The 14,462-nt window shown below is 72.7% G+C and carries 13 protein-coding genes; 7 read left to right on the top strand and 6 right to left on the bottom strand.

The genetic code is table 11. The features are described from left to right. Nucleotides 1-33: 33 nt before the first annotated feature. Both BKE41_RS06240 and BKE41_RS06235 read right to left on the bottom strand, forming a co-directional pair. Complete coding sequence (locus tag BKE41_RS06240) at nt 34-1,962, bottom strand: propionyl-CoA synthetase (protein WP_053620891.1); 1,929 nt, start codon at nt 1,960-1,962, stop codon at nt 34-36. Between the two features lie 199 nt (nt 1,963-2,161). Further along, on the bottom strand, nt 2,162-2,344 hold the full coding sequence (locus tag BKE41_RS06235) for a DUF465 domain-containing protein (RefSeq protein WP_012318068.1): 183 nt from the start codon (nt 2,342-2,344) through the stop codon (nt 2,162-2,164). Between the two features lie 131 nt (nt 2,345-2,475). Here BKE41_RS06235 and BKE41_RS06230 point away from each other — a divergent pair, with 131 nt between their 5' ends. The 4 genes from BKE41_RS06230 to BKE41_RS06215 all read left to right on the top strand — a co-directional run bounded on the left by BKE41_RS06230 (nt 2,476) and on the right by BKE41_RS06215 (nt 5,631). Then, the gene (locus BKE41_RS06230) at nt 2,476-2,736 is read left to right on the top strand and encodes a DUF465 domain-containing protein (RefSeq protein ID WP_012318067.1); all 261 of its coding nucleotides are present in this window, start codon (nt 2,476-2,478) and stop codon (nt 2,734-2,736) included. 78 nt (nt 2,737-2,814) lie between these two features. Then, complete coding sequence (gene purE / locus BKE41_RS06225; RefSeq protein ID WP_012318066.1) at nt 2,815-3,315, top strand: 5-(carboxyamino)imidazole ribonucleotide mutase; 501 nt, start codon at nt 2,815-2,817, stop codon at nt 3,313-3,315. Continuing rightward, nucleotides 3,312-4,424 carry a 5-(carboxyamino)imidazole ribonucleotide synthase gene (locus tag BKE41_RS06220; RefSeq protein ID WP_024830809.1) on the top strand — a complete coding sequence of 371 codons (1,113 nt, stop codon included), beginning with the start codon at nt 3,312-3,314 and terminating at the stop codon, nt 4,422-4,424. Before purE ends, BKE41_RS06220 begins: the two co-directional genes overlap by 4 nt. Before the next feature lie 334 nt (nt 4,425-4,758). Then, nucleotides 4,759-5,631 carry a tetratricopeptide repeat protein gene (locus BKE41_RS06215; protein WP_070998729.1) on the top strand — a complete coding sequence of 291 codons (873 nt, stop codon included), beginning with the start codon at nt 4,759-4,761 and terminating at the stop codon, nt 5,629-5,631. A gap of 69 nt (nt 5,632-5,700) precedes the next feature. Here BKE41_RS06215 and BKE41_RS06210 read toward each other — a convergent pair whose 3' ends face one another. From BKE41_RS06210 to BKE41_RS06195, 4 genes are all read right to left on the bottom strand, one after another. Continuing rightward, the gene (locus BKE41_RS06210) at nt 5,701-6,855 is read right to left on the bottom strand and encodes an acyl-CoA dehydrogenase (protein ID WP_053620893.1); all 1,155 of its coding nucleotides are present in this window, start codon (nt 6,853-6,855) and stop codon (nt 5,701-5,703) included. Nucleotides 6,856-7,048: 193 nt separating this feature from the next. Next, entirely contained in the window at nt 7,049-8,245 is a 1,197-nt protein-coding gene (locus BKE41_RS06205) for an acyl-CoA dehydrogenase family protein (protein WP_029359931.1), read from the bottom strand. Nucleotides 8,246-8,247: 2 nt separating this feature from the next. Then, nucleotides 8,248-9,432 (bottom strand): acetyl-CoA C-acyltransferase, encoded by a 1,185-nt coding sequence (locus BKE41_RS06200; protein WP_070998728.1) that lies wholly within the window; start codon nt 9,430-9,432, stop codon nt 8,248-8,250. A gap of 14 nt (nt 9,433-9,446) precedes the next feature. Continuing rightward, entirely contained in the window at nt 9,447-11,516 is a 2,070-nt protein-coding gene (locus BKE41_RS06195; RefSeq protein WP_070998726.1) for a 3-hydroxyacyl-CoA dehydrogenase NAD-binding domain-containing protein, read from the bottom strand. A gap of 337 nt (nt 11,517-11,853) precedes the next feature. On the opposite strand from BKE41_RS06195, the gene BKE41_RS06190 reads away from it, so the two are divergent. Genes BKE41_RS06190 through BKE41_RS06180 form a run of 3 tightly spaced genes read left to right on the top strand, consistent with a single transcriptional unit; the run spans nt 11,854 to nt 14,455 of the window. Beyond that, nucleotides 11,854-12,882, top strand: a complete 1,029-nt coding sequence (locus BKE41_RS06190) for a nitronate monooxygenase family protein (RefSeq protein WP_199825828.1) — start codon at nt 11,854-11,856, stop codon at nt 12,880-12,882. Beyond that, complete coding sequence (locus tag BKE41_RS06185; RefSeq protein ID WP_070998724.1) at nt 12,879-13,616, top strand: enoyl-CoA hydratase-related protein; 738 nt, start codon at nt 12,879-12,881, stop codon at nt 13,614-13,616. Before BKE41_RS06190 ends, BKE41_RS06185 begins: the two co-directional genes overlap by 4 nt. After that, nucleotides 13,613-14,455, top strand: a complete 843-nt coding sequence (locus BKE41_RS06180) for an IclR family transcriptional regulator (protein ID WP_245295904.1) — start codon at nt 13,613-13,615, stop codon at nt 14,453-14,455. The genes BKE41_RS06185 and BKE41_RS06180 overlap by 4 nt, the downstream gene beginning before the upstream one ends. The last annotated feature ends 7 nt before the right edge of the window (nt 14,456-14,462 follow it).

Here is a 14,462-nt window from a genome sequence, read left to right as displayed (position 1 = left end):
GTCCTCGACGCTCCGTCGGCGCGGCCCGGCGGCCTACCGGGCCGCGCCGATCCCCCGGTCCTTCAGACTGTCTCCGATCTCGTCGAGGGCGGCCGCGTCGTCGATCGTCGCCGGCATCGTCCAGGGCTCGTGGTCCGCGATGCGCTTCATGGTCGCCCGCAGGATCTTGCCCGACCGGGTCTTGGGCAGCCGCGGCACGGTGAGCGCCAGCTTGAACGCCGCTACCGGGCCGATCTCGTCCCGCACCTTCGCGACGAGTTCCCGCTCGATCGTCTCGGTCGGCCGGGCGACGCCGGCCTTGAGCACCACGAACCCGCAAGGGACCTCGCCCTTCAGCGCGTCGCGGATGCCGATGACCGCGCACTCCGCCACGTCCGGGTGGCTCGCCAGCACCGCCTCCATGCCGCCGGTGGACAGGCGGTGGCCCGCGACGTTGATGATGTCGTCGGTCCGTCCCAGGACCGTGATGTAGCCGTCCCCGTCGATCACCCCGGCATCCGACGTGTCGTAGTAGCCCGGGAAGGTGGCGAGGTAGCTCGACCGCATCCGGTCGTCCGAGCCCCACAGGGTCGGGAGGCAGCCGGGCGGGAGCGGCAGGCGGATCGCGATGGTGCCCATGGTCCCCGCCGGAACCGGCCTGCCGCCCTCGTCCAGGACTTCGACCCGGTAGCCCGGCATCGGCACGCAGGTGCTGCCGTGCTTCACCGGCAGGAGGCCGAGGCCCATCGGGTTGCCGGCGATCGGCCAGCCGGTCTCGGTCTGCCACCAATGGTCGACGACCGGCCGGTCCAGCACGCGCTCGGCCCAGGCGACCGAGTCGGGATCGGCGCGCTCGCCCGCCAGGAACAGGCTGCGGAAGGCCGAGAGGTCGTACGCGGCGATCCGGGCGCCCTTCGAGTCCTCCTTCTTGATCGCCCGCAGCGCCGTCGGCGCGGTGAACAGGCAGACCACCCCGTACTCGGCGACCACCCGCCAGAAGGCGCCGGCATCGGGCGTGCCGACGGGTTTTCCCTCGTACAGCACCGTGGTGCAGCCGTGCAGGAGCGGCGCGTAGACGATGTAGGAGTGGCCCACCACCCAGCCGATGTCGGAGGCGCAGAAGTAGGTCTCACCGGGCTGGACGCCGTAGAGGTTCGGCATCGACCAAGCCAGGGCGACGAGGTAGCCGCCGGTGTCGCGGACGACGCCCTTCGGCTTCCCGGTCGTGCCGGAGGTGTAGAGGATGTAGAGCGGGTCGGTGGCGGCGACCGGCACGCAGTCCGCACGCCGCCCCGCCGCCCGGGCCGCCGCGACGGTCTCGGCCCAGTCGCGATCCCGTCCCGCGACGAGGGTCGCGGGCCCCTGCGGGCGCTGGAGGATCAGGCAGGCCTCCGGCTTGTGCCGCGAGGCCGCGATCGCCGCGTCGAGGAGCGGCTTGTAGGCGACCACGCGGTTCGGCTCGATCCCGCAGGAGGCGGCGAGCACCACCTTCGGCGCCGCGTCCTCGATCCGCACCGCCAGCTCGTTGGCGGCGAAGCCGCCGAACACCACCGAGTGGACCGCGCCGAGCCGCGCGCAGGCCAGCATGCCGAACAGGGCCTCGGGCACCATCGGCATGTACAGGATCACCCGGTCGCCCTTGCCGACGCCGAGATCGGCGAGCACGGCGGCCAGCACCGCCACCTCGTCGCGCAGGACCCGGTAGGTGATGCTGCGCTTGGTCCCGGTGACGGGCGAGTCGTAGCGGATCGCCACCTGATCCGCCCGGGCGCCGTCGGCGTGACGGTCCACCGCGTTGTGGCAGGCGTTCAGGGTGCCGTCCGGGAACCATCGGCCGTAGGGGCCGGAATCCGGCGCGAAGGCCCGTTCCGGCGACCGCGCCCAGTCGAGGGCCCGCGCGGCGCCGAGCCAGAACGCCTCGGGGTCGCGGCGGGCCGATTCGTAGATCTCCGGGTAGCGGCCCGGCAGGCTGGCTCTCGTCATCGGTTCGGCGTTTCCTCACGGGCCGCTCTCCGGCGGCGGCCCGCAGAGTAGCCCATTCTCGGGCGCGCGGGAGTGGTCCCGGGCGAGAAGGCCGCGCCCGGCTGCGGCGCGAGGCCCGCCATGAGAAAACCGCCGCACCGGGGCGCCCGGTGCGGCGGTCGTCAGCTCGGATTCGCTATCGGATCGGACGTGTCAGGCGTCAGTGCAACGTGTCGTTGCCCGCCTGGAGCTTGTTGATCTCGTCCTTGAGGAGGAGTTTCCGTCGCTTCAGCTCGGCAATGTGGAGGTCGTTCGCCGAAGGTCTGTGGATCGCTTCCTGAATCTCGCGCTCGAGGGCTTCGTGCTTCCGGGCGAGTTGGTTCAGATGCGTCTGCAGCGACATGAGTCGAATCTCCTGTCATCGTTTCGACACACCGAGATTGGCACAGGATGTCGGACCTGTCGAAGCGTTTTCTGCTGCTAAGTCTGATGATTGCTTACCGCGCCGCCTTGTCCGGCGCCGGAGCGTGACGCATGCTCTCGGGCGACGAACGGTCTTCGGGTTCTCAGGTGACGATGGCGGACGAGGCGGGTGAGGGTGCGCAGTCGGATCTCCTGGGCGAGCTGGCGCGGCTGCGCGAGGAGCACCGGGATCTGGACAGCGCCATCGAGGCGCTGGAGCGCAGCGTCGCCGGGGACCAGCTCCAGATCCAGCGCCTGAAGAAGCGCAAGCTCACGCTGCGCGACCGCATCTTCCACATCGAGGACGCGCTCACGCCGGACATCATCGCCTGATGCCGGTGGACGCCCTCGGGCCCCGCCTTGCCGCCGGCCCGCACCGCCTGTAAGCGCCCTCTTTTGCCGGGATCAACGATGGCGTCGCCTCCTCCGGTCGCGATCATCATGGGCAGCCAGTCCGACTGGGCGACCATGCGTCATGCCGCCGAGACGCTCGACGCGCTCGGCGTGCCGTACGACGCGCGCATCGTGTCGGCCCACCGCACGCCGGACCGGCTCGTGGCCTTCGCCAAGGGCGCGGTCGCGGCCGGTCTCAAGGTCGTGATCGCGGGCGCGGGCGGCGCCGCGCACCTGCCCGGCATGGCGGCCGCGATGACCCGCCTGCCGGTCTTCGGCGTGCCGGTCGAATCGAAGGCCCTGTCCGGCCAGGACAGCCTGCTCTCCATCGTCCAGATGCCGGCTGGCATCCCGGTGGGGACCCTGGCGATCGGCCGGGCCGGGGCCGTCAACGCGGCCCTGCTCGCCGCTGCGGTCCTGGCGCTGACCGACCCGGGCCTGGCGGAGCGCCTGGAGGCGTGGCGCGCGGCCCAGAGCGCCTCGGTGGCCGAACGGCCGGTGACGGAAGAGAACGCGTGACGGACAAGATCCTCGGCCCCGGCTCTACCCTCGGCATCGTCGGTGGGGGCCAGCTCGGGCGCATGATCGCGCTCGCGGCGGCCGATTACGGCCTCAAGGCGCATGTCTACGCGCCCGACGCGGACAGCCCCGCCTTCGACGTGGCCGCCCGGACCACCTGCGCGGCCTACGACGACGCCGCGGCGCTGGCGGATTTCGCCCGCAGCGTCGACGTCGTGACCTACGAGTTCGAGAACATCCCGCACGCCACCGCCGACGTGCTGGCCCGGCACGCCGCCCTGCACCCGAACGCGCGGGCGCTCTCGACCACGCAGGACCGCCTCTCCGAGAAGGAGTTCATCAACGGCCTGGGCATCCCGACGGCGCCGTTCCGGGCGGTGGACACCCCCGACGACCTCGACCGGGCGATCGAGGTGATCGGCCTGCCGGCCGTGCTCAAGACCCGCCGCTTCGGCTACGACGGCAAGGGGCAGCGCATGCTCCGCGAGCGGGCCGAGGGCGACCGCAACGCCCTGTTCGCCGAGTTCGGCGGCGCGCCGCTGATCCTGGAGGGCTTCGTGCCGTTCGAGCGCGAGGTCTCGGTGGTCGGCGCGCGCGGGCGCGACGGCAGCTTCGCGGCCTACGACCTCTGCGAGAACGAACACCGCGACCACATCCTCGCGCTGACCCGGGTGCCGGCGCCCGGCGTGTCCGCCGAGACGGGCCGCGCCGCCGTCGAGATCGCCCGGCGGATCGCCGACGCCCTCGACTACGTCGGCGTGCTGGCCGTCGAGATGTTCCTCGTCCGCGAGGACGGGGCTGAGCGGCTCGTGGTCAACGAGATCGCGCCCCGGGTCCACAATTCCGGCCACTGGACCAGCGAGGGGGCGCTGACCTCGCAGTTCGCCCAGCACGTCCGGGCCGTCTGCGGCTGGCCGCTGGGCGATCCGGGCCGGGTCGGCGGCCTCCCCGTCGAGATGCGCAACCTGATCGGCGCCCAGGCCGACGACTGGCACGCCCTGCTGGCCGAGCCCGGCGCCCACCTGCACCTCTACGGCAAGGGCGAAGCGCGCCCCGGCCGCAAGATGGGTCACGTCACCCGCCTCGGGGCCGGCCCGACCGGTTCCTGAGGCTTCGAAGGCACACAAGCGCCGCCGCATGACCGCCGGAGGTCCGTCCGCGGCCCCGCGCGACGGTCGAGCCATACCTTCGCCACATCCCGCCGCTTCCACGGAACCGTGGTCGGTTCCGAATGCTGTCGATCGCGTCCGCCCGCACTGCCTCGGTCCCGCCGGGACCGGGCGGGGGCCGGGGCACGACGCGGCGCTTCTTAAGCCGGCCTTCACCGTGATGCGCGACGGTGCCCCGACTTCGGGTGTGCCCGGCGCAGGGCGCGGGCTCTTGGACTGTGAGGGGCGGGGCGGGCACGCGCGGAGCGGGCGACGCCTCGGGGAGAGTGGGGCGATGAACGTACGCATCCGGCTGGGACGGAAGACGGCACTGATCGGCGCGGCCTTGGTCGCGGCCGCCGGCCTCGCGGGCTGCGAGACCGTCGGCAGCGCGGCCGGCCCGCGGCAATACGCGGTCCTGGAGAAGGACACGACCGGCGCCACGAACGTCAACATCGCGTCCCTGACCGAGGTGGTGCAGCGCAACCCGAACGACGCGGCGGCCTACAACACCCGCGGCGCCGCCTACGCCCGCGCCGGCCAGTTCAACGACGCCATCGCCGACTTCACCAAGGCGATCCAGCTCGATCCGAACTCCGCCTCCGCCTACAACAACCGCGCCCTCGCGAACCGCCAGATCGGCCGCGACGGCCCGGCACTGCAGGACTTCTCCAAGGCGATCGGGATCGATCCGAATTACGGGCCGGCCTATATCGGCCGCGCCAACGTCGAGCGCGCCCAGGGCAACCTCGACCAGGCCCTGAACGACCTCAACGTCGCGATCCGCCTGAGCCCCGAATCCGCGCAGGCCTATCACGCCCGCGGCCTCGTGAAGCAGAAGCAGGGCCAGGACACACAGGCGATCGCCGATTTCGACGCCGCCATCGACCGCGACCCGTTCGTGGCCGCGCCCTATGCGGCCCGCGGCCAGAGCCTGATCGCGACCAACCAGTACGCGAAGGCGATCGAAGACTACAACGCCGCGCTGAACGTGAACGCCAAGGACGCCACGTCCTGGGCCTATCGGGGCCTCGCCTACGAGAAGCAGGGCCAGCGCAAGGAGGCGATGGAGAACTACCAGCGCGCCTCGACGATCGACCCCAACAACACCGTCGCGCGGGCCGGCCTCGGCCGCGTGCAGGGCGGGGTCGGCTCGCTGTTCAACTGATCCCGGTCATCCCGGCGCCCTCGTCCCGGGGCGCCGGAAGTCTCCTTCGCCGAGGCCGCGTCGCGATCCTCAGGCCGCCAGCAGCCCGTTCTCGTCCTGCGTGATCCGGCGCAGGTGGTGGGCGGTGTCGCCGAGCTGGTACTCGATCATGGCGAGCCGCTTGAAGTGGTGGGCGCCGACATACTCGAGCGTCATGCCGATGCCGCCGTGGAGCTGGACCCCCTCCTGGCCGACGTAGCGGCAGGCCTTGTTGATCTGCACCTTCACGGCCGACAGGGCCGCGGCCCGCGCCCGCGCGTCCGGCGTGTCCACCATCATGGCGGCGTAGAGCGCCATCGAGCGCGCCTGTTCCAGCTGGATCAGCATGTCCACGGCCCGGTGCTGCAGGGCCTGGAACGAGCCGACGCTGACGCCGAACTGCTTGCGGGTCTTGAGGTACTCGACCGTGAGCTTGTGGAGCGCGTCCATGGAGCCGACCGCCTCGGCGGCGAGCGCCGCGATGCCGTGCTCCACCACCCGCTCCAGGAGCGGCAGGCCGTCCTCCGGATCGCCGAGCGCCGCGTCGGCGGGGATCTGCACTTCCGAGAAGGACACCTCCGCGGCCCGGCCGCCGTCCTGGGTCGGGTAGGCCTCGACGGCGACGCCGGCGGCGTCCGTCGGGACTAGGAACAGGCCGAGTCCGCGGGGATCGCGCCGCTCGCCCGAGACGCGGGCGGAGACCACCATCAGGCCGGCCGCGTCGGCGTTGGGCACGACGCTCTTGGCCCCGCTCAGCACGAACCCGTCGCCGCTGCGCCGGGCCGCGGTGGCCACGTCGGCGAGGTCGTAGCGGGACTGGCGCTCGGTGTGGGCGAGGGTCAGGCGCAGGTCGCCGGCGACGAGGCCTGGGACGAGGCGCGCCTTCTGCGCGGCGCTGCCGCCGAGCCGGAGGGCCGTCGAGCCCAGCACGAGGCTCGCGAGCAGGGGTTCGACCACGAGGTTGCGGCCGACCGCCTCCATGACCAGCATGGTCTCGACCGGGCCGCCGCCGAGGCCGCCCTCCTCCTCGGAGAAGGGCAGGCCGGCGACGCCGAGCTCGGCGAAGGCCGTCCAGCCCTCCTCGGGGAAGCCGAAGGGCGCCTTGAGCCGCGCCTGCCGGCTCTCCAGCGAGGGGTAGAGGTCGGCGGCGAGCCGCTCGACGCTGTCGCGCAGGAGCGACTGGTCCTCGTTCAGGTCGAAATCCATGGTGTTCCCTCGCGGATATCGTCGGGGGCGCCCGGCACTGGTCCGTCCCACCAGATCCCCTCATCCTGAGGTGCCGGAGCGCAGCGAAGGCCTCGAAGGAGGCCTCCGGGAGTCGCCGCGATCCCTGGAGCCCTCTCGCGAGGCTGCCGCGCAGCCCCGCAGGACGAGGGAGAGGTTGGAACGAGGCGCTGACTCACAAACCCAGAATGCCCTTGGCGATGACGTTGTGCTGGATCTCGTTCGAGCCGCCGTAGATCGAGACCTTGCGGTTGTTGAAGTAGCTCGGCGCGGCGGCGTCGACCCAGTCGAAGCCGCCGGGCAGGTTGTTGGCCCCTGCCCCGCGCGCGGGCGCCGCGAGGGCGAAGGGCCCGGCGAGCTCGACGAGCAGCTCGGTCGCCGCCTGCTGGAGCTGCGAGCCGCGGATCTTGAGGAGCGACGAGGCGGGGTCCGGCTCCACCGAATCCGCCCGGCCCTGCTTGGCCGCCACCCGCATCTGGGTGATCTCCAGGGCCTTCAGCTCGACCTCGACCTCCGCGACGCGACCGCGGAAGGCGGGATCGTCCCACATCGTCCCGGACCCGGCCGGCATCTCGCGGGCCAGCCGCTTGATCCGGGCGATCCGTTCCTTGGTGAGCCCGATCCGGGCGATGCCGGTGCGCTCGTTGGCGAGCAGGAATTTCGCGTAGTCCCAGCCCCGGTTCTCCTCGCCCACGAGGTTCTCGACGGGCACGCGCACGGCGTCGAAGAAGACCTCGTTGACCTCGTGCCGGCCCTCCAACGTCAGGATCGGCCGCACGGTGATCCCGGGCGTCGTCATGTCGATGAGAAGGAAGGAGATGCCGCGCTGCTTCTTGGCCTCGAAGTCGGTGCGCACCAGGCAGAAGATCCAGTCGGCGTGCTGGCCGAGCGTCGTCCAGGTCTTCTGGCCGTCCACGACGTAGTGGTCGCCGTCGCGCACCGCCTTGGTCTTGAGCGAGGCGAGGTCCGAGCCGGCGCCGGGTTCGGAGAAGCCCTGGCACCACCAATCGTCGAGATTGGCGGCGCGCGGCAGGAAGCGTTCCTTCTGGTCCTGCCGGCCGAAGGTCGCCAGCACCGGGCCGAACATGTAGCAGTTGAACTGCTGCGGCAGCGGCACGGCCGCCTGGAACAGCTCCTCGGTGTAGATGTAGCGCTGGATCGGGGTCCAATCCCGGCCGCCCCATTCCTGCGGCCAGTGCGGCACCGCCCAGCCCTTGGCGTTGAGGATCCGCTGGCTCGTGACGTAATCGTCCTTGGTGAGGCTGCGCCCCTCCGAGACCTTCCTGCGGATCTCGGCGGGGATCTCCGTCCGGCAGAAGGTGCGGACCTCGTCGCGGAACGCGATCTCTTCGGACGTGAAGCGGAGATCCATCGTCAGCCTCCGATCTCGAACAGGCCGGCGCAGCCCTGGCCGCCGGCGACGCACATGGTCACCACGGCGTAGCGCGCGCCGCGGCGGCGGCCCTCCAGCAGCGCGTGGCCCACGAGTCGGGCCCCCGACATGCCGAACGGGTGGCCGACCGCGATGGCGCCGCCGTTGACGTTGACCCTCGAAGGGTCGATCCCGAGCCTGTCGCGGCAGTAGACCGACTGGGACGCGAAGGCCTCGTTCAGCTCCCACAGGTCGATGTCGGAGACGCGCAGGCCCTGCCGCTCCAGGAGCCGCGGCACCGCGAAGACCGGGCCGATGCCCATCTCGTCCGGGCCGCAGCCCGCCGAGGCGAAGCCCCGGAAGGTGCCGAGCGGCGTCAGGCCCCGCCGCGCCGCCTCGTCGGCCGACATCAGCACGCTGGCCGAGGCTCCGTCCGAGAGCTGGCTGGCATTGCCCGCCGTGATGAAGGCCCCCTCCCCGCGCACGGGTTTGAGCTTCGCGAGCCCTTCGAGGGTGGTGTCCGGCCGGTTACCCTCGTCCTTGGCGAGCCGGGTCTCGACCTCCCGGGTCTCGCCGGTGGCCTTGTCGGTCACCGCCATCACGGCGCTCATCGGGACGATCTCGTCGTCGAAGAGGCCGCGCGCCTGGGCCTCGGCCGTGCGGCGCTGGCTCTCCAGTGCGAATTGATCCTGCGCCTCCCGGGAGATCCGATAGCGCTCCGCCACGATGTCGGCGGTCTCGATCATCGGCATGTAGATCGCCGGCAGGTGGGCCTCCAGCCACGCGTTGCGGGTCAACTCCCGCTGGACCTTCGGCTGGACGAGGCTGATCGACTCGACGCCGCCGGCCACCGCCACCGGCACGCCGTCGAGGACGATCCGCCGGGCCGCGCTGGCGATCGCCTCCAGCCCCGAGGCGCAGAAGCGCGAGACGGTGACGCCGGCCGACTCGACCGGGATCCCCGCGACCAGGGCCGCGTGGCGGGCGACGTTGCCGCCCGTGGCGTTCTCCGGATAGCCGCAGCCGAGGACCACCTCCTCGACCGCCTCGGGCTCCAGGCGCGCCCGGTCCAGGGCGCCGCGGATCGCGTGGGCGGCGAGGTCGGCGCCGCGGGTGAGGTTCAGGGCGCCGCGATGGGCCTTGCCGATGGGCGTGCGGGCGGTCGCGACGATCACCGCGTCGGTCATGATCTCCCTCCCGCTCAGGCGTTCTTCAGATCGGCGAAGCTGCCGCCCTCGGCGGCGAGGCGCTTCAGGAGCGGCGCCGGCTCCTGGCTGTCGTCGCCGGTCTCGGACGCGAAGCGGGTCAGCGCCTCGGCGATCGTCTTGAGACCCACCGTGTCGGCCCAGTGCATCGGGCCGCCGCGCCAGGCCGGCCAGTTGTAGCCGTTGATCCAGATCGTATCGATGTCGCCGGGCCGGGCCGCGATGCCCTCCTCCAGGATCCGCGCGCCCTCGTTGACCATCGGGTACATCAGCCGCGCGACGATCGCGTCGGCCGTGAAGCTGCGGCGAGCAACGCCGTGCTCGGCGGCGACGCGCGCGATCAGCGCCTCGACCTCGGGATCGCGCGTGCCGGTGCGGGCACCGTCCGGGTACAGGTAGAAGCCGCGGCCGGTCTTCTGGCCGAACCGGCCCTGCTCGGCGAGCGAGTCGGCGACGGGGGCCCGCCCGCCGAAATCCTTGCGCGAGCGCCAGCCGATATCGAGCCCCGCGAGGTCGCCCATGGCGAAGGGCCCCATCCGGAAGCCGAAGCCGGTGACCGCCGCGTCGACCTCGTGGGGCAGCGCGCCCTCGAGCAGCAGGCGCTCGCCGGCCCGGCTGCGACGCTCCAGCATGCGGTTGCCCACGAAGCCGAAGCAGACCCCCACCGCGACCGGAAGCTTGTTGAGGCGCTTGCCCAGGTCGAGGGCGGTGGCGAGCACCTCCGGCGCGGTCTTCTCGGCCCGGACCACCTCGACGAGGCGCATGACGTTGGCCGGGCTGAAGAAGTGCAGGCCGAGCACGTCCTGCGGCCGGTTCGTGACCGCCGCGATGGCGTTCACGTCGAGATACGAGGTGTTGGTGGCCAGGATCGCGCCGGGCTTGGCGATATGATCGAGTTCGGAAAAGATCCCGCGCTTGACGCCCATATCTTCGAAGGCCGCCTCGACGACGATGTCGGCCTCCCTGGCGTGCTCCAGACCGATCGCGCCCGTGATCCGGCCGACCCGCTCCTCGCGCTGGGCCTCGGTGATCGAGCCCCGCTTCGCCGAGCCGGCGTAGAGCGCCTTCACCCGGTCGAGGCCGCGCGTCAGGGCGCCCTCCTCAGTCTCGATCACCGTCACCGGGATGCCGGCATTGGCGAAGCACATGGCGATGCCGCCACCCATCGTGCCGGCGCCGATCACGGCGGCCGTGCGGATGGGGCGGCGCGGCGTGTCCTTCGGCAGGCCGGGCACCCGGGCGGCCTCGCGCTCGGCGAAGAAGGCGTAGCGCAGGGCCTTCGAGCGCGGATCCTCCACCAGGGCGCGGAACTCGGCCCGCTCCACCGCTACCGCGGCATCGAAGTCCTGCTCCAGGCCGGCGCGCACCGCCCGCGCCAGGGCGTGGACGTTGGTGGCGTCGGGATCGCGCTTCACCGCCTCGGTGGCCTGCGCCTCGAACCGCTCCCGGGCCTCGGGCGTGAGCTTGTCGGAGCGGTCGCGCACCCGCGGCAGCGTCCCCGCATCGGCGAGTTCCAGGGCGCGGGTCCGGGCCTCCGCCACGAGGTCGCCCAGCACCACGGCATCGACGATGCCGAGCGCCGCCGCCTTCTCGGCGGAAACCGGCTCGCCGGTGAGCATCATCGGGAAGGCGGTGTCGGGCCCGATCAGGCGCGGCAGGCGCTGCGTGCCCCCGGCGCCCGGGATGATCCCGAGCTTGATCTCCGGCAGGCCGATCCTGGCCGACGGGGCCGCGACGCGGCCGTGGCAGGCCATCGCCAGCTCCAGGCCGCCGCCGAGGGCCGCGCCGCCGATCGCCGCCACCACGGGCTTCGGGCTGGCATCGAGCCGGTCTAGGATGTCGGGAAGGCTCGGCGGGCGCTGCGGCTTGCCGAACTCGCCGATGTCGGCGCCGCCGACGAACACCTTGCCCTCGGCGGCCAGCACGACGGCGCGGACCGACACGTCCGCGATGACCTGCGTCAGGGCCTCGTCGAGGGCCGCCCGCAGCGCGGCGCCCAGCGCGTTGACCGGCGGGTTGGCGAGCGTGAGCACCGCCACCCCGCCATCGACCTCCTGACGAACCACCCGATGCTCCCTGATGTTCTGCAATGCAGAATGAACGTTCGCAATTCGGCGGGATGTTGGTCCGAGTGATCGCGAGCGTCAAGGACGGGCGGCACAGGTTCTCTCCGGGTCGCCGACCGTTCCGCAGTGCAGAAACTCCGCGGCTCGGCCGTTTGACCCAGGGCCCGGGGCCGTGGCATCACAACGGCCCTGGACGAGACTCGGTTGCGGACGCCGCCCGGCGCGCGAAAGCCGGGCTGCCGGGAGGCAGGGGGAGGATCGCGGTGCGCGGCAAGGATCGGGACGAGCGGCCCGGGGGCGCCTGTCCGGCGCCGGTTCTGGCGGCCGGGAGCGGGCGGTGAGCGACGGTCCGGAGCGAGACCCGGGCGGGCGCCTGCCCGAGATCCTGCGCGGCCGGCTCGCCCTGCCGGTGATCTGCGCCCCGATGTTCATCGTGTCCGGCCCGGAGCTGGTCATCGCCCAGTGCCTGTCCGGCGTGGTCGGTTCCTTCCCCGCGCTGAACGCCCGACCGGCCGAGCTCCTCGACGAGTGGCTCTCGCGGATCACGCAGACGCTCGCGCAGGCCCGCGCCGCGGACCCGTCGCGGCGGATCGCGCCGTTCGCGGTGAACCAGATCGTCCACGCCTCCAACGACCGGCTGGCCCAGGATGTCGAGGCCTGCGTCCGGCACCGGGTGCCGATCATCATCACGTCGCTGCGGGCGCCGGACGCCGTGATCCGCCCGGTCCACGCCTATGGCGGGGTGGTGTTCCACGACGTCACCACCGTGCGCCACGCCGAGAAGGCCCTGGAGGCCGGCGTCGACGGGCTGATCCTGGTCTGCGCCGGGGCCGGGGGCCACGCCGGCACGCTGAGCCCCTTCGCCCTCGTCGGCGAGATCCGGCGGTTCTACAACGGTCCGCTGATCCTGTCGGGGGCGATCACCTCGGGCTCGGCGATCCTGGCGGCCCAGGCCATGGGCGCCGACCTCGCCTACATGGGCACCCGCTTCATCGCCACCCGGGAGGCGAACGCGGCGGCGGCCTACAAGGACATGATCGCCGGCAGCGCGGCCGCCGACATCCTCTACACCCCCTACTTCACGGGCGTGCCGGGCAACTACCTCACGCCGAGCATCCGCGCCGCCGGGCTCGATCCCGAGGCGCTGCCGGCGCGCGACAAGACCGCGATGAATTTCGGCAGCGGCAGCGTGAAGGCGTGGCGGGACGTCTGGGGCGCCGGCCAGGGCGTCGGCACCATCGCGGACGCGCCGGCGACCGCCGACCTCGTCGCCCGCCTCGCCCGGGAATACGCGGCGGCGCGGGCGCGGACGGCCGGCAGCGCCGCGGACTACGCGACGGACCGCGCCGGCGGGGTCGCCCCGTGAGCGTCCGCGTCGCCGATCCGGAGCCCGGGATCCGGCTCGTCACGATGGACCGGCCGGAGCGGCGCAACGCCCTCGACCGGGCGACCTACGCGGGCCTAACCGACGCCCTGGACACGGCGGGAAGGGACGCGGAGGTGCGCGCCCTCGTCCTCACCGGCGCGGGCGGCTGCTTCACCGCCGGCAACGATCTCAAGGATTTCCAGGACGTCGAGACCGCGGGCGCCAGCCCCGGCCTGACCTTCCTCAAGGCCCTGCGCGCCTGCCCGCTCCCGGTCGTGGCCGCCGTGGAGGGCCACGCGGTCGGCATCGGCACGACGCTGCTGCTCCACTGCGACCTCGCCTACGCGGGGGACGGGGCGCGGTTCCGCCTGCCGTTCACGGCCCTGGGCCTCAGTCCGGAGGGCGGGTCGAGTTACCTGCTGCCCCTGGTGGCGGGATCGAAGCGCGCCGCCGAGCTGCTGATGCTCGGCGAGCCCTTCACGGCCGCGGACGCCGCCGCGGCCGGCCTAATCAACGCCGCCGTCCCGGCCGGGACGGCCCTGGATACCGCTCTGACCAAGGCGCGCGCGCTCGCCGCCCTGCCCCGGGTCTCGATCGCCGCCACCAAGCAGGCCCTGCGCCGCGGCCACGACGACAGCGTCGCCCGCGCCCTCGACGCGGAGGCGGAGGTCTTCCACGCCCTCCGCCGCGGTCCGGCGGCGCAGGCGGCCTTCGCGGCGTTCCTGCGCCGATGAGCGGGCCGATGGAGGCGGATGCGGGCCTGCGCGCCGGATCCGACGGCGCCGAGCCCGACGCTGGCGGGTCCGGCGCGAAGGAGGACCGGCACTTCGTCACGGCGCTCGCCCGGGGGCTGTCGGTGCTCGCCTGCTTCGGCCCGGGGCGCACGAGCCTCGCCAACCACGACATCGCGGAGGCCTGCGGGCTGCCGCGCTCCACCGTGTCGCGGCTGACCTACACGCTGACCAAGCTCGGCTACCTGCAGCACATGCCCGAGCTCGGCCGGTACCGCCTCGGCACCGCCACCATCGCGCTGAGCTCGGCCGCCCTGGGCGGCCTCGACGTCCGCGCCATCGCCCGGCCGGTGCTGCGCGCGGTCGCGGAGGCGGCCAACGCCTCGGTGGGGCTCGGGGTGCGCGACCGGCTCAGCATGCGCTACGTCGATTGCCAGCGCGGCCCAGCGGCGATCTCGCTCAACCTCGACACCGGCTCGCGCATCTCGCTCGCCCGCAGCGCCATGGGCCGCGCCTACGTGGCGGTCTGCCCGGACCGGGAGCGCGCGGGCATCTACGAGGACCTGAAGGCGCTCGATCCCGTGGCCTGGCCGGCGCTGCGCGCCGGCCTCGACCGGGCGGTGGAGGAGCACCGGGACCTCGGCTGCTGCACCTCGTTCGGCGAGTGGCAGGAGACGGTCTGCGCCATCGCGGTGGGGTTCCATCCCGGCGGCGGCCTGCCGCCCATGGCGGTCAATTGCGGTGCCCCCACCGTCATCACCGACGCGCGCTTCCTCCTGGAGGTGGCGCGCCCGAAACTGATCGACGCCGTGCGCAGTCTCGACGGCGTCATGGGAGCCTGAGGACTTT

Origin of the sequence: Methylobacterium sp. C1, from assembly GCF_001854385.1 — a bacterium.
GTDB classification, from domain to species: domain Bacteria; phylum Pseudomonadota; class Alphaproteobacteria; order Rhizobiales; family Beijerinckiaceae; genus Methylobacterium; species Methylobacterium radiotolerans.
This window is presented reverse-complemented; position numbering and strand designations above follow the sequence as displayed.

Coding starts and splice junctions, on each gene's coding strand:
- BKE41_RS06215 (WP_070998729.1), top strand. CDS start 4,759: ATGAACGTACGCATCCGGCTGGGACGGAAGACGGCACTGATCGGCGCG.
- BKE41_RS06205 (WP_029359931.1), bottom strand. CDS start 8,245: ATGGATCTCCGCTTCACGTCCGAAGAGATCGCGTTCCGCGACGAGGTC.
- BKE41_RS06230 (WP_012318067.1), top strand. CDS start 2,476: ATGCTCTCGGGCGACGAACGGTCTTCGGGTTCTCAGGTGACGATGGCG.
- BKE41_RS06235 (WP_012318068.1), bottom strand. CDS start 2,344: ATGTCGCTGCAGACGCATCTGAACCAACTCGCCCGGAAGCACGAAGCC.
- BKE41_RS06180 (WP_245295904.1), top strand. CDS start 13,613: ATGAGCGGGCCGATGGAGGCGGATGCGGGCCTGCGCGCCGGATCCGAC.
- purE (WP_012318066.1), top strand. CDS start 2,815: ATGGCGTCGCCTCCTCCGGTCGCGATCATCATGGGCAGCCAGTCCGAC.
- BKE41_RS06200 (WP_070998728.1), bottom strand. CDS start 9,432: ATGACCGACGCGGTGATCGTCGCGACCGCCCGCACGCCCATCGGCAAG.
- BKE41_RS06210 (WP_053620893.1), bottom strand. CDS start 6,855: ATGGATTTCGACCTGAACGAGGACCAGTCGCTCCTGCGCGACAGCGTC.
- BKE41_RS06240 (WP_053620891.1), bottom strand. CDS start 1,962: ATGACGAGAGCCAGCCTGCCGGGCCGCTACCCGGAGATCTACGAATCG.